The 14,491-nt window shown below is 36.2% G+C and carries 17 protein-coding genes; 10 read left to right on the top strand and 7 right to left on the bottom strand.

Annotation, left to right across the window (positions count from 1 at the left end; genetic code table 11):
- Positions 1–85: 85 nt before the first annotated feature.
- Together O3616_RS08455 and O3616_RS08450 are read right to left on the bottom strand one after the other, a co-directional pair.
- Complete coding sequence (locus O3616_RS08455; RefSeq protein WP_371638621.1) at positions 86–649, bottom strand: hypothetical protein; 564 nt, start codon at positions 647–649, stop codon at positions 86–88.
- Between the two features lie 229 nt (positions 650–878).
- On the bottom strand, positions 879–1,355 hold the full coding sequence (locus tag O3616_RS08450) for a helix-turn-helix domain-containing protein (protein WP_371638620.1): 477 nt from the start codon (positions 1,353–1,355) through the stop codon (positions 879–881).
- 235 nt (positions 1,356–1,590) lie between these two features.
- Between O3616_RS08450 and O3616_RS08445 the strand changes: the two genes are divergently transcribed.
- The 5 genes from O3616_RS08445 to O3616_RS08425 all read left to right on the top strand — a co-directional run bounded on the left by O3616_RS08445 (position 1,591) and on the right by O3616_RS08425 (position 5,866).
- Positions 1,591–2,058, top strand: a complete 468-nt coding sequence (locus tag O3616_RS08445; RefSeq protein ID WP_371638619.1) for a hypothetical protein — start codon at positions 1,591–1,593, stop codon at positions 2,056–2,058.
- An 18-nt stretch (positions 2,059–2,076) separates the two neighbouring features.
- Positions 2,077–2,490 (top strand): hypothetical protein, encoded by a 414-nt coding sequence (locus O3616_RS08440; protein ID WP_049538684.1) that lies wholly within the window; start codon positions 2,077–2,079, stop codon positions 2,488–2,490.
- Between the two features lie 519 nt (positions 2,491–3,009).
- Complete coding sequence (locus tag O3616_RS08435) at positions 3,010–4,338, top strand: Rep family protein (RefSeq protein ID WP_371638618.1); 1,329 nt, start codon at positions 3,010–3,012, stop codon at positions 4,336–4,338.
- A 216-nt stretch (positions 4,339–4,554) separates the two neighbouring features.
- The gene (locus O3616_RS08430; protein WP_000498227.1) at positions 4,555–4,758 is read left to right on the top strand and encodes a DUF3173 family protein; all 204 of its coding nucleotides are present in this window, start codon (positions 4,555–4,557) and stop codon (positions 4,756–4,758) included.
- Positions 4,751–5,866 carry a tyrosine-type recombinase/integrase gene (locus O3616_RS08425; protein WP_371638617.1) on the top strand — a complete coding sequence of 372 codons (1,116 nt, stop codon included), beginning with the start codon at positions 4,751–4,753 and terminating at the stop codon, positions 5,864–5,866. Before O3616_RS08430 ends, O3616_RS08425 begins: the two co-directional genes overlap by 8 nt.
- Positions 5,867–6,036: 170 nt before the next feature.
- On the opposite strand, the gene rpmG is transcribed toward O3616_RS08425, so the two are convergent.
- The 4 genes from rpmG to O3616_RS08405 form a co-directional block, all read right to left on the bottom strand.
- Positions 6,037–6,186, bottom strand: coding sequence for a 50S ribosomal protein L33 (gene rpmG / locus O3616_RS08420; protein WP_001265622.1), 150 nt, complete (start codon positions 6,184–6,186; stop codon positions 6,037–6,039).
- Between the two features lie 15 nt (positions 6,187–6,201).
- The gene (gene rpmF / locus O3616_RS08415; RefSeq protein WP_000290417.1) at positions 6,202–6,384 is read right to left on the bottom strand and encodes a 50S ribosomal protein L32; all 183 of its coding nucleotides are present in this window, start codon (positions 6,382–6,384) and stop codon (positions 6,202–6,204) included.
- Positions 6,385–6,535: 151 nt separating this feature from the next.
- Entirely contained in the window at positions 6,536–6,736 is a 201-nt protein-coding gene (locus tag O3616_RS08410) for a PTS ascorbate transporter subunit IIC (RefSeq protein ID WP_000796544.1), read from the bottom strand.
- Positions 6,737–6,738: 2 nt separating this feature from the next.
- Positions 6,739–7,746 carry an SPFH domain-containing protein gene (locus O3616_RS08405; protein ID WP_371638616.1) on the bottom strand — a complete coding sequence of 336 codons (1,008 nt, stop codon included), beginning with the start codon at positions 7,744–7,746 and terminating at the stop codon, positions 6,739–6,741.
- Positions 7,747–7,930: 184 nt separating this feature from the next.
- On the opposite strand from O3616_RS08405, the gene ilvD reads away from it, so the two are divergent.
- From ilvD to O3616_RS08390, 3 genes are all read left to right on the top strand, one after another.
- Complete coding sequence (gene ilvD / locus O3616_RS08400) at positions 7,931–9,634, top strand: dihydroxy-acid dehydratase (RefSeq protein WP_371638615.1); 1,704 nt, start codon at positions 7,931–7,933, stop codon at positions 9,632–9,634.
- Between the two features lie 98 nt (positions 9,635–9,732).
- Positions 9,733–10,860 (top strand): DUF262 domain-containing protein, encoded by a 1,128-nt coding sequence (locus O3616_RS08395; RefSeq protein ID WP_371638614.1) that lies wholly within the window; start codon positions 9,733–9,735, stop codon positions 10,858–10,860.
- Positions 10,853–11,347: a HEPN domain-containing protein gene (locus O3616_RS08390; RefSeq protein WP_371638613.1), complete on the top strand. Its 495-nt coding sequence runs from the start codon at positions 10,853–10,855 to the stop codon at positions 11,345–11,347. The genes O3616_RS08395 and O3616_RS08390 overlap by 8 nt, the downstream gene beginning before the upstream one ends.
- Positions 11,348–11,561: 214 nt before the next feature.
- Here the strand turns inward: O3616_RS08390 and O3616_RS08385 are convergent, their stop codons facing one another.
- Positions 11,562–11,903, bottom strand: coding sequence for a metal-sulfur cluster assembly factor (locus O3616_RS08385; protein ID WP_023944033.1), 342 nt, complete (start codon positions 11,901–11,903; stop codon positions 11,562–11,564).
- Between the two features lie 123 nt (positions 11,904–12,026).
- Here O3616_RS08385 and rgg point away from each other — a divergent pair, with 123 nt between their 5' ends.
- A complete protein-coding gene (rgg, locus tag O3616_RS08380; RefSeq protein ID WP_371638612.1) occupies positions 12,027–12,878 on the top strand; it encodes a quorum-sensing system transcriptional regulator Rgg in 852 nt (283 codons plus the stop codon).
- 304 nt (positions 12,879–13,182) lie between these two features.
- A complete protein-coding gene (locus O3616_RS08375) occupies positions 13,183–14,430 on the top strand; it encodes a transporter (protein ID WP_371638611.1) in 1,248 nt (415 codons plus the stop codon).
- Positions 14,431–14,491 lie beyond the last annotated feature (61 nt).

The following is a 14,491-nucleotide window of genomic DNA, read 5'->3' as shown; positions in this document are numbered from 1 at the left end:
ACTCTGCTAAAAATTTAGAAAAATAAAATGACAGTAGAAAATCTATTGTCATTTTTGTTATTGATGACTGCAACAAAGTTCATCCTTAAATGTTTGAAAGTTTACTTCTTTCTTGGGTATCAGTTTTAATACATTCTTCCAATACCTTTGCATCAACATAGATCACATTCCCAATCATTTTTGCAGGAATATTCATAGACAGTACTTGTAAAGAATATTTTTTAACAAGTGGTTCAAGTTTTGAGCCGTTTATATTGTTGTTAATGGCAGGGAAAATGATATCTTCCCATGAAAATGTGTAGTTATAGATTGTCTTGTTAAATCCAAGCTCTCTGACCTTAACCATATCATGTATGCGAATAAGTTTTACTAGTATATTAATACCATCAATATTCTTAGCTTTATAATTTTCACGTAAGTTTTTAAAAGAAGCATAGTTCTTGAAGGTAAGATAAGCTAGTAGAATAATTAAAATTAAAGGGACAATGCCTTTAGACGTTAGCAAGTCACTTATAGCTGTCAACTTAAAACTAAGTATGAAGTTGATAACAACTGCGTACAAAATAGCTAGTAGTGGCAATTTTACAAATAAAAAAGATTTGTATTTTATGGAAGTAATGGTATTGCTTTCTTTAAATTTTATTTTCATTAATGTTTCTCCTTAAATAGTATCAGTTGAAAGAATATAGAGAAAGACTATGTAATGTTAGTTTTATAATAAAACACCCTATCAGCTAGATATTTTTGTCTAACTAATAGGGTGTAAGTCATGAAACGGAATGACCTATTACTTCACTTCTGTAATATATATCTATTGCTTTAACAAAAACGCTATATTTTATTAAGTTTTGATAAGTTTTAAGTTACTAAAAATAGGGTTATTCTGTTTCTGTTGTTTCCGAATTGTTGCCAAATGGTGGATTTCCTTCTAAGATTTCTGTAAAGTATACAGCTTTTAAAAAGAGCTTTGTTTGTTCGGGTAAATCTTTTGTGAATATATTGAAGTATTCGTCTGGTTGTATCCCCTCTTTTTCTGCGAGGTATGGTATGGCTCTAACTAGGTCTCTTATTTGATTAAGTCCTATTTCAGATAAATGGAAGTTTGGTAAATTGGCTAACTTTTCAAATTTATCACTACCACGTCCAAAGCTAATGTTGCTTTCTCCTAAAAGGTAGCTTGTCGTTGTGTTAAGTTCAAGGGCTATTTTTAGTAGAGTTTCAAAGTTTGGCTCTCTTTTACCATTTTCCCAGTTAGCGTAAGAACCTTGCGACACTCCCAAAATGTCAGCCAGCTTTTTTTGAGTGAGGTTGTTTTTTTTTCTTTGTTCTTTTAATCGTTCGGTAAAAATTGTCATATCCGCTCCTTTATGTCAAAGTGACATTTTTTAGTTGACAAAAAATTTAAAATGAAATATAATGATTATGTCAAAACGACATAAAAGCAAATTACACCAGACTATATTGTTCTTTTGTAAGAATTGGAGGTAACTGCCTATGATTGTATAAAAATGGTCTTTGAAGAAAAACCTCAAAGACATATTTAATAAAAACATCTTAATTATAACATATATACAGAAAAGAGGAAAGGAGATGCCGAATAAGAATTATTACGAGTATAAAGACATCATGGAAGCCACAGCGAAGTCCTATAGCGCTGTTAAAAAATGGCGGATAAGTATAGAACGCTTATCAGGTTACGAGTTTAAGAAAGTCAAAATAAAGGTCACACGTAAGCACGTGAAAGACCATTATCAATTTACTGAAGAAGAATTTGAAAAGTTTATCAAACTTTCTAAGCGAATTGATGAAACAAAAAACATGACTGAAGCTGTAACTGCTGTATGGGGCGATCTAAAAAGTGCTGAAGAAAGGGCGCTTAAACAAGACGTGGTCGAATTAAAAGAGTTCAAAGAGAAACAGAAAGAAAGTAACAAAAATACAGCCTTTCAGATTATTTCTTTGAAAAATAGCATTAGACGATTAGAAAAACTAGAAGAACGACTTGAAGCCTTGGAAGAAAAGCAAGGTAAAGGGTTCTTCTCAAAATTAAAAAAATAGAAAAGGAAATATAAAAAAATGGCAAATAAAAAAATTAAATTAACTTCAGAATTATCACTTAAAGAGGTAGCACTTGATAGCTCGCAATTTGATATTCCAAAGAAAATCCAAGTAGATTTTTCCAAAGCTAGGGTAAGTAAGAAATACAAAAATAAAAAACCGACTGACATTATTAGTCATTACACTTTAGAGGGAATTGATGAGCGAATTGCTAAGGCTGTAAATGATGGCTTAATTGACCAAGATGACGTTAAGCCTATCATCATTGAAGTTTATGGTAGTTTTGAGGAGATTGAAGAACACATTGAGTTTGGAAAAATTCTATCTGTTGAGCTCCTTGATGTGGCGGTTAAAGCTTTATGGGTTGATGGTAGAAATGCAGCATATAAAGCTGTCAAACTGGTAGCCTCTGGGCTAAAACTTGTTATGTAGGTCTAAAATTTCTGTATATGATGGGAGCTGGCCGCCTTGCTCCTGTCGGTTTACAAGTGAGCTAACTAGTAGCTGATAGCAACCGCAAAAGGGGCTTTTGCCCTGCGCGGTTGCGGGTATCAGCGGGCATCTAGTTGGCTGACTTGTTCCGACAGGGCAATGCAACCAAGCTACCTAAATATACAGAAATTTTAGTCACAAGAGTTTTTTGAGGAAGTATATGCCCATATGCCCAAAACCTATGCGCGGGCGCCATTCTAGGACTTGACGATAGAATGGTGCAAACCAAGGGTAATCCCTTGATTGGCAAGCTTTCCGTGGACATTACCGAAGGTGTCAGCGTATGCGTTAGGGAAACAAAAATGCCAAAAATTAAGGGGTTTTTCTTGGGCTTATTCATGGGCTTATTCATGGGCTTATTCTCAAAAAAATGGAGTATATGCCCCAAATAACAGAATAAAAAAGAAAAAATATAGAAAGAATATGCAAAAGTCTTTCATGAATTGAAAAGGAGAAAGAATGAGTAAAAGAATTAGAAATAGACGTTTTCTATTTGAGCAACAACTGAAGCCAGATTTTTGGGATTGGGCTGTATCAGATAAGAAATTGCTTGAAAACTGGGAAGAGAATAAAGAAAAGATTTTCAGATTAATCTTTGACCGTATCCGTGAACTGGTCGAAGAAGAGGAATTTGTGGAAGTTGCTTTTATCGTCCATGATAAAGATATTTCCTTTGGGACTAAATTGGTCGAACCTCATATTCATGGATATATTGATTTTCCAAAACGTATGGATTTGTCAAAAGTTGCCTTGGCTCTTGGAGTAGAAAAAGAACGTGTAGAAACTCCAAAATCAAAAGGCGGTAGGGGTTATACACGTATCAACGCTTTAGCTTATCTTATCCATGCCAAGGATAAGGATAAATATCAGTATCCTGCTAGTGATGTGGAAACATTTGATACGCTTGATTATGAAACGTTTATCAATCAGAATAAAGAAGATTTTGAGAAGTATGCAGCCACGAAGAAGCGTGAGAAATCTGATGAAAGTTTAGATTTGGTATTGTCTAAAGTTTACAAGGGAGAACTGACTTATTTTGATATTATGAAGGACGATAATTTGTATTATCTGATGGCAAACAATCGTCAGAAATTTCTTGAGGGCTTTGATATTTTTGGCGAGCGTGAAAGTGTTCTACGCTTGGAAGCTCTGCAAAATGGGGAGTATGATTTGACAGTCTTATATATTCAAGGAAAACCTGGAATAGGGAAGTCTACACTTGCTAGAGATATTGCCTTAGAAGTACAGGGGGCGCTTGAAAATACAGGTTTACGAGGTGGAACTTATTCGGCAAGTGCTAAGAATCCTTTTGACAACTATTCAGGAGAAGAAATCCTGATTTTGGACGACTTGCGAGAGGATAGTCTAGCTCCTGCGGATTGGTTGAAGTTATTCGATCCAATCAACTCGGCTAGAATGTCGGCACGCTATCGAAATAAGCTAGTAGTTCCGAGATTGGTTATTATGTCGGCTTATATGTCTCCAAAACAATTTTTTGGACAAATTCAGGAAGAAGATATAAACCAGTATTTAAGAAGGGTCAATTACTCTTCTGAAATCGCTAGAAAGCATGGAATGGAAGAAAGGTTTTATAGTGTTTCAGAAGTTCGAGAGAATAGAGAAAATGGGCATTTCCAACGTCCTGATGGTTCTAGCGTCGTTTTGAACTTTGATTATGAAGATTTGTTTTGTTCGCAAGATAAAGACGATTTTATTCGTAAATTGCTTGAAGATTGTATCTATCCTAGAATATTACCTAAGAAAGCAAAGGACGTGACAAATGGCTAAAAAAATTGTGATGTTCTTTGATGAACGGTTAGATACTGACTTTCGTATAGTACGCTTTGGGAAGTGTATACCAGTAAGGCGAGAAATAGATAATATCTATATGTTCCTGAATGATAGGAATTTATGGAATAGATGCAAAAAAAAGATGCGTGAAAATCAATCACACATCAAAATAAAAAACCAAAATAATTATAACATGAAAAGGAGAAAAATGCTATGTTCGTAACAAAAGAAGATTTGAAAAAATTGGGTTTTGGAAATTATCAGGCTTATAGTTTGATTAAACAGGCTAAGGCTTTGATGGTACAAAAGGGCTTTGCTTACTATAATTCTAAGGGATTAGGTCAAGTTCCTGTTGAAGCTGTTGAGGAAATTCTGGGTACAAAATTAAATTTTGAGGAAGTGGAAGAATATGCCTAAAATCCCTCATGTATATTATGACAAGGCTAGTAGCTCTTATTATGCGGTTGCTTCTCTGGGTTTTGATGAAGTGACTGGTAAAAGAATGCAGAAAAAGAAAAGAGGGTTTAAAACTCAAACAGAAGCCAAGAAATGGTATGATGATTTTATAGCGAAACACTCGAAAAAAGCTATTGTACATGGTGCGACTTTAACGGTTAAGTTGTTCCTGGAAAAGTATTTTATTCCACATTACAAGAATAAGGTGACAGCTCGGACATTTATGACCTTTTCTTCTAAGTTGAAAAGATTGAAATATTTTTATCCTATGAAAATGGTTGATGTTAAACCTATTCATATAAAAAAATGGCATACAGATATCTTGGAAAAAGGCTTATCTAATAACTATTTAAAAGACTTACATCAAACAGTAAAAGAGCTATTTGATATGGCTCTTACTTTGGGTATTGTGAGCGAAAATCCTGCTCGGCAGGTAGGAAATATGAAGAGGACTAGGAAAAAGGTCGATTTTTGGACAAAAGAAGAATTTGAAAAATTTATTAAAACATTTGAACAAAATGACGTTGTAGAACATTTGAAATATACCTGTTTTCTATTTCTCTTTATGACAGGATTGAGGATCAGCGAATTACAAGCCTTAACGTGGGAAGATGTTGATTTTGAGAATAAAGCTGTACAAGTCAATAAGTCTATGTTTTATCAAAATAAAAATAATTGGCAAATTAACCCTACAAAAACATTTTCAAGCAATAGAAAAATTTATCTTGATGATACGACGATTAAGGCGCTATCCTCATGGGAAAATCATCAGAAACAGTTAGGAAAAATAAGTTTTGTCTTTTCTTATAACTGTTTACCTGTGACTAAAACAATGCTTGCTAATAGCATGAAGAAACACGGAGAAATTGCAGGGGTTAAAAATATCCGTATACATGATTTAAGGCACTCACATGCTAGTCTGTTGCTCTCTTTGGGTATGAATGACCTAGAACTTAAAAATAGGCTAGGGCATGCAGATATACAGACTACTTTGGGAGTATATTCCCATCTTCGCCCTTCTGCTATGAAAGAGGTAGCAGACAAACTGGAGGGGGTACTTTCGCTATAAATTGAAATCACGGCTTTCGTATCACTAGCGAAGTCTGTTATACGAAAACGGAGATTATAAAAAGGTAGCAAGATTGTATCTTACTACCTTTTTTGTTGCCAAAATGTTCCCACTCGGCTATTATTAAGTGTTAAAACGTTGATTTAACGCTATTTTCACTAATTTAACTCTTATTTCACTTCTGTAAACACAACGTGTTTGCGAAGTTTTGGTGAGTATTTCTTCAATTGAAGACGGTCTGGAGTGTTACGTTTGTTTTTAGAAGTAAGGTACAAGCGTTCACCAGATTCTTTGTGTTCAAGTGTAATATTTACGCGCATGGTATCTCCCTTCTATTATTCAGCTGATGCAGCTTTAGCGATTTTACGTCCTTTGTAGTATCCTTTAAGTGATACACGGTGAGAACGTGAGTAATCTCCAGTAGTTTCGTCAAAGTTTACAGATGGAGCTGTTACTTTGTAGTGTGTACGACGTTTGTTTTTCTTCGCTTTTGAAGTGCGACGTGCAGGTACTGCCATTTTGATTTCTCCTTTAGGTATTTATATTCGATTCAATCTACTGATTTTCATCAACCATATTAGAATAACACATTTTTTTTGTAAAGTAAAGTTACTTGACAAAAAAAGATGAAAAAATTCTCCTGTCAGTCCTAGCAGACAGGAGAAGGTGTTAAATATCAATCTCAAATGGTTCGTCAATGGTTTCTGATACGTATTTTCCGTCTTTCTTCCGTTGTTTGACACATTCTGTGAGGAGATATTCGATTTGCCCATTGACTGAACGAAAGTCATCTTCTGCCCATGATGCGAGTGCAGCGTATAACTTTGTTGAGAGTCGAAGGGGGATCTGCTTCTTTTTAGCTTCAGCCATCTTTAGTAAAGACTTCCTGTGTTGACAATTGGTTGTGCATCATGATTGCCACAGAGTACGACAAGGAGATTTGAAACCATGGCAGCTTTTCGTTCTTCGTCAAGCTCTACCAATTCCCCTTCATTAAGCCGTTCTAGTGCCATTTCAACCATTCCTACAGCACCATCTACAATCATCTTACGTGCATCAATAATGGCAGATGCTTGTTGGCGTTGAAGCATAACAGCTGCAATTTCTGGAGCGTAAGCTAGGTAAGTAATACGCGCTTCAAGGATTTCCAAGCCAGCATCCTCAACACGACTTTGGATTTCTTCACGAATACGGTTAGCCACAATTTCGCTAGAGCCACGGAGACTACCTTCGTCTGCTTGCCCGTCACCCGTAGTATCCACATTAGGAGACACATCGTAAGGATAGATGCGGACAATATTACGGAGGGCGCTATCACATTGTAATGAAAGATATTCTTTATAGTTATCAACGTTGAAGACTGCCTTAGCGGTATCGACAACTCTCCAAGTTACCGCGATACCGATTTCTACAGGGTTTCCTAGACAATCATTGATTTTTTGACGGGAATTGCTCAAGGTCATAACTTTGAGGGAAATCTGTTTCTTGCCAATTTCAAGATTTACATCATTGCCATTTGATGATTTAGAACCTAAAAAAGGAGATTTTGTGCTAACATCACCACTTTGTCCAAGTCGAGTGTGGTTTGCAGGGTTGACTGCTACGCTGAAGGGATTGACAAAGTAAAAACCAGGTTCTTTAATAGTACCTGTATAGTTACCAAAGAGTGTTAGAACCAAAGCTTCTTGAGGTTTGACAACTTTTAAACCAACATGAGCTAGTGCTGCAATTACGATTAGTACAAGTCCGATAATAATTCCAAAAATGTTTTCCGAACCAGCGCCCATTACAAATATAAAGACACCAAGAACGAGCGCTAATTCAATGAGAATCAATGCCAAAACACCATTTGGTTTTGAGTGTAAAGTTTTTTCAGTCATAAGAATGACCTCCTGTTATATGATATCTAAATGATATCACTTTAATTTATAAAGTCAAGAAATAAATGTAACATTTTTAAAGAAAATATCACTGTAAAGAATTTTCTGAAAATTCAAGAATTTTCTTCTGTTCATTGCTTTTAAAATGTGCTATAATAGTAAAAACTGAAATGGGAGGGAACAAATGACTGAATTAGATAAACGTCACCGCAGTAGCATTTATGACAGTATGGTAAAATCACCAAACCGTGCCATGCTTCGTGCGACTGGTATGACAGATAAGGACTTTGAAACACCGATTGTGGGGGTTATTTCGACTTGGGCAGAAAATACACCATGTAACATCCACTTGCATGATTTTGGGAAATTAGCTAAAGAAGGTGTCAAATCTGCAGGAGCTTGGCCTGTGCAGTTTGGAACTATCACTGTAGCGGACGGGATTGCCATGGGAACGCCTGGTATGCGTTTCTCTTTGACATCTCGTGATATCATTGCAGACTCAATCGAGGCAGCTATGGGAGGCCACAACGTGGATGCCTTTGTTGCTATTGGTGGTTGTGACAAGAACATGCCTGGTTCCATGATTGCCATTGCTAATATGGATATCCCAGCCATTTTCGCCTATGGTGGAACTATTGCACCGGGAAATCTTGATGGAAAAGACATCGACTTGGTTTCTGTCTTTGAGGGTATCGGAAAATGGAATCACGGTGACATGACAGCTGAGGACGTGAAACGTCTCGAATGTAATGCCTGCCCTGGCCCTGGTGGCTGTGGTGGTATGTATACTGCTAATACCATGGCGACTGCTATCGAAGTTCTAGGGATGAGTTTGCCAGGCTCTTCATCTCACCCAGCTGAATCAGCTGATAAGAAAGAAGATATCGAAGCAGCAGGACGTGCTGTTGTTAAGATGTTGGAGCTCGGTCTTAAACCATCAGATATCTTGACTCGTGAAGCCTTTGAAGATGCCATTACTGTAACTATGGCTCTCGGTGGTTCTACTAATGCCACTCTTCACTTGCTTGCCATTGCCCATGCTGCCAATGTTGACTTGTCACTTGAGGACTTCAATACGATCCAGGAGCGTGTGCCTCACTTGGCTGATTTGAAACCATCTGGCCAGTATGTCTTCCAAGACCTCTACGAAGTCGGTGGTGTCCCTGCAGTTATGAAGTACTTGCTGGCAAATGGTTTCCTTCATGGAGACCGTATCACATGTACTGGTAAGACTGTCGCTGAGAACTTGGCTGACTTTGCAGACCTCACACCAGGTCAAAAAGTCATCATGCCACTTGAAAATCCAAAACGTGCAGATGGTCCGCTTATCATCTTGAACGGGAACCTTTCTCCTGACGGTGCGGTTGCCAAGGTATCAGGTGTTAAAGTGCGTCGTCACGTTGGTCCAGCTAAGGTCTTTGACTCAGAAGAAGATGCTATTCAAGCCGTTCTGACAGATGAAATCGTTGATGGCGATGTAGTCGTTGTTCGTTTTGTTGGACCTAAGGGTGGTCCTGGTATGCCTGAGATGCTGTCACTTTCATCAATGATCGTCGGTAAAGGTCAAGGAGACAAGGTTGCCCTCTTGACAGACGGACGTTTCTCTGGTGGTACTTATGGTCTGGTTGTTGGACATATCGCTCCTGAAGCTCAGGATGGTGGACCGATTGCCTACCTTCGTACAGGCGATATCGTTACGGTTGACCAAGATACCAAAGAAATTTCCATGGCCGTATCTGAGGAAGAACTTGAAAAACGTAAGGCAGAAACAACCTTGCCACCACTTTACAGCCGCGGTGTCCTTGGTAAATATGCCCACATCGTATCATCTGCTTCACGCGGAGCCGTGACAGACTTCTGGAATATGGACAAGTCAGGTAAAAAATAAACAAGGATAAAAAGACCCCAAAAGCAAGACTTTTAATTTCTAACTTTTGGGTTTTTTTAAAAAGTAGTGTAAAATTCATAGAAAATTAGGAGAATGAAATGGGAAAAAACATTATTGATACTATAAAAAGTGAAAATGAGTCATATTCGGATGATTCTTTATTTAACATTACATCATTTGGAACAGATTTATCTTATAGAGAAATAGTTACTATGTATGAAGATGGAGATTTGGAAAAACCCGAATTACAAAGGAAGTATGTATGGACAAAAAAGGAAGCAAGTAGATTTATAGATTCTGTTTTACTAGGATTACCTGTACCAAGTATTTTTTTAGCCAAAACAGAAGATGATAAAAGACTAATTGTAGACGGATACCAGAGAATAATGACAATGTATGATTATATGAATGGTATATTTTCTGGAGATAATAAAGTTTTTAAATTGGCAAAGACAAAAGAAATAAATTCTCAATGGCGAGGAAAGGCATTTTCAGAGTTAACAGATGAACAAAAACGTAGAATACGCACTTCGCCTATTCATGCAATAATTTTCGAACAAAAAGTTCCTAAAAATGATACTGGCATGTATCAAATTTTTGAAAGGATTAATACAGGAGGTAGAACTTTAAAACCTCAAGAAATTAGAAACTGTGTTTATCATGGGAATTTTAATAAACTGTTATTTGAATTAAATAGAGAAGAGATATGGAGAAAAGTTCTTGGTTCAGAGTCAGAAGATAGTAGAATGGCTGATGTAGAACTTATTTTAAGATTCTTTGCATTTTCTGATATTATATCAAGAGATGAAATTCGTCAAAATCAAATAATACTAAGCAAATTTTTGAATGATTATATGGAAGATTTTCGAAATTTGAATGAATTGGAATATAAAAACAAAAAAGAAATATTTATTAATACAATTAACTTTTTGCATACAACAATAGGATTGAATGTTTTTAGAACATTAAAACGAAAAAATCAAGATATTATTTGGGCGAAAAGAGTTAATCCAGTAGTTTTTGATGCTGTATGTTCAGCTAGTGTTTTTGTGAGTGAAAAACAATCTGATAAATTAACAACTACATTGGAAAAGTATATCGAATTACTAGAAGATGAAAGTTTTAAAGAATCAACAACTAATAGAACTACAAATATAGAGCATATAAAAATCAGAATAAGTAGAGCTGCAATGATTTTATATGGAGTTGAGATTAGTTATGAATGAAGATGAAAAAAGAATTTTAGATGATTGTGATTTGGAAATTAAGAATATTAAAACCTGGATAGATAGTAATAAATTAGATTCAAAAGTAAAATTCTTAGTTGCTTATGCTGTAATTAAAGCATCTGGTAGTATAGAATTAGTTTTTAAGTCTATGATTAATACTTTTTTATCTCAAAATTGCATTGATGAAACTAAAGTATTTTTAATAAAAAATATCATTGATAGTTCGGCAAATCCATCATCGGGTATTATTGAGAAATATCTAGAACAATTTGATGGCAGAAGAAAAGTAAGGTTCTCAGACTTGTTGAATGGTTCTCAAGACAAAGGTAACTTAAATAGTTTAGTTAGCCTAAGAAATGATATTGCACATGGACGGCCACTAAATTCATCGATTAATAATGTTGAATCATATTTTGAATCAGGAAAAAAAATTTTAGAAATATTGGAAGAAGTTATAAACAATTCGTCTGACACACCCGAATAGCTTATCTCTGCAATTTCATAAAATCTACCTCTCGTTAAAAATTACTTTCTATTCTGGAGTTATGAGTATATATCAGATGACTTAACATATCAACAAAAAGCTACTAAGTGTAAATACTGTTTCTTAGTAGCTTTTTGCATTTTCTATTAAAGACTTTCAGTTAGATCATATATTTTAATACCCTCAATTGCTCCTTGATTGTTCGCTTTTGCTTTTATCGTGGTGGCAGTCCAAGGGCAATACGACCGTAGCGACTGATTCGTGTGATTTTCCAAGCAGGTGACCAGGTGACTTCAACCTTGACATCTTCAATCCCCTCGATTTGTTTCAGACCTGCAACGATTTCAATAGGCAAACTTTCTGCACAATCGCAGGCAGTGTCGGTGAAGGTCATGACAATCTTACAGAGCCCTGTTTCATCCAGATTGATTTCATAAATCAGCCCTAGATTGTAAACATCCAATTCCACATCTGTATCAAAAACCTTCTCTAGTTTTTCGATAATTTGGTCTTGTATGGCCAAAGCGCGGTCATTGATTTTGATATCGTCTCTCATTACAGTCCCTCCACATGATAAATATCCTCTATTTTCTCATAATTCTGACAATTTGGCAAGTTTTTGATGAATTTTCTGAAAAATATGATAAAATGAAGAAAATACTGAATCAAGGGGAAGCCTATGGAGCAGATTGGAAAAGTCTTTAGACAATTACGAGAGTCAAGAAATATCTCGCTGAGACAAGCAACTGGGGGACAATTTTCGCCGTCTATGTTATCTCGCTTTGAAACTGGTCAGAGTGAGCTTTCGGTGGAAAAGTTTTTATTTGCCCTGGAAAATATATCTGCCAGTGTAGAGGAAATCCTCTTTCTGGCGAGAGGTTTTCAGTATGATACAGATTCTGAGTTGAGAAAAGAAATCATAGATGTCTTGGATCCAAAGAACATAGCTCCGCTTGAGGACTTGTATCGCAAGGAGTATCAAAAGCATGCCCATTCTCACAATAAACAGAAACATATTCTAAATGCCATTATTATCAAGTCTTATATGAAGAGCATGGACGAAAGGGTAGAGTTAACGGCAGAGGAGGGGAAAATCCTTCATGATTATTTGTTTTCTACCGAGATTTGGGGAATCTATGAACTAAATTTATTTTCAGTCAGTTCTGCCTTTCTATCTGTTTCTCTTTTCACTAGATATGTACGAGAAATGGTACGTAAATCTGATTTTCTAATGGAAATGTCTGGCAATCGAAATCTTTTTCACACTATACTATTGAATGGCTTTTTAGCTAGCATTGAATGTGAAGAATTTACCAATGCCTCTTATTTTAAACGTGTTATCGAAGAGCATTTCTACAATGAAAATGAAACCTATTTCCGAATTGTCTATTTGTGGGCGGAAGGTCTCCTTGATAGCAAGCAAGGCAGAGTCAAGGAAGGTCAGAAAAAGATGGAAGATGCTGTCCGTATTTTTGAGATGCTAGGCTGTAACAAATCTGCCGAATACTATAGAAAAACGACCGATTGTTGAATATCTGCAAACTAAGAAAATTATTTAAAATTTGAAGCGATAGAATTGTTGAGCTCTCACAGGTTATCAAAGAAGTTCTATCGTTTTTTTGGTCATTTTGTTTGTTGCATATATTCAAAAGTTTTTCCTCTAAAATTTCTAAGTGCTATACTATAGTCATACTTCACATAAAACTTCTACTCTTCGAAAATCAAATTCAAACCACGTCAGCTTCACCTTGCCGTACTCAAGTACAGCCTTCGGCTAGCTTCCTAGTTTGCTCTTTGATTTTCATTGAGTATTCGAACAAGAAGGGAGATTATCTATGAAACTATTGTTTAGAAATCAAGCTTATCGACTCTTGACTTTGTCACGCTTCTTCAATGCTTTTGGTGCTTCGATTTTTAATCTGGTATTTATCGTCTATGCATCGACCCTGTCACAAGCATCTTTTGCTGTTGCTATGGCGAATATTGTCATGATCATTCCCACGCTCTTTACAGTTTTTGTAGGGATTCGGGCAGATTACACGAGGGATAAGGTTAAATGGATGGTCTATAGCGGTTTGTTTCAGGCGGTTTTATTTTTTCTAGCAGCCCTAGTTGTTCAGCAAGCTAGTCTCTTTGCCTTTTCTAGCCTGTGTTTAATCAATGTCATTAGTGATGTCATCAGTGATTTTGCAGGTGGCTTGCGCATGCCTCTTATTAAGGAAAAAGTAGCTGAAGATGATTTGATGGAGGCTTATTCTTTTTCCCAATTCATCACCTATATTTCAGCTATTGGTGGTCAAGCTTTTGGAGTCTGTCTCTTAGGTCTATCGGTCAACAATTTTTCTCTCGTTGCGGGAATCAATGCCTGTTTTTTCCTCGCATCAGCTTCTGTTCTCTTTTTAGGAAGAAGCAAATTGAGCCTGTCAATTTCATCTCCTGATGGTGAATCACTTAAAAATGAGAGTCTATCTATCAAAGACCAGTTCCTAACGATTTACCGAAATTTACGTCTCGTTTTTCTTAAAAGTGGACAGAAAAACTTTGGTTTTATGCTCTCTGCTGTCTTGCTTATCAATGCCTTGGGTGGCGCTTTGGGTGGAATTTATAATATCTTCTTTTTGAGCCATTCTCTTTTGGACTTTTCTTACACAGAGGCATTATTTATCAGTCAAGTCTGTGCTTTGTTAGCAATCATCATCAGTAGCCTTACGGGCAATGATTATTTTGGGAAGCAGTCCTTGCCTAGATTGATGATGTGGGTGACCGTAGGACTCAGTCTAGTTGGTCTAGCTAATTTATTCAATCAAGTCGTACTTGGTTTACTATTTCTCTGTTCAACTCTGTATGTGTCTGGTAAAGTTCAACCAAAGATTAGTGCCATGCTCCTGAAAAATCTAGCACCAGAGGTTCTAGCTCGTACCAGTAATTTTTTAGGTTTATTATTTACCTTATCCATACCTGTGGGAACAGCTTGTTTTTCACTAGTAGCCGTATGGAATATACAGTTGACTTGGATGCTATTTGTTGGTCTTTCCTTGCTAGCTATTCTTTTGACAGTTCTTAATCTTAAAAATGATATTTGAATCCTAATTTTTTTCTCACTGTTTTAATCCCTCTATTTATGGTAAAATAAGACTATTAAGT

This window comes from Streptococcus sp. 27098_8_86 (genome assembly GCF_041432595.1).
Classification (GTDB): Bacteria; Bacillota; Bacilli; order Lactobacillales; family Streptococcaceae; genus Streptococcus; species Streptococcus pneumoniae_F.
This window is presented reverse-complemented; position numbering and strand designations above follow the sequence as displayed.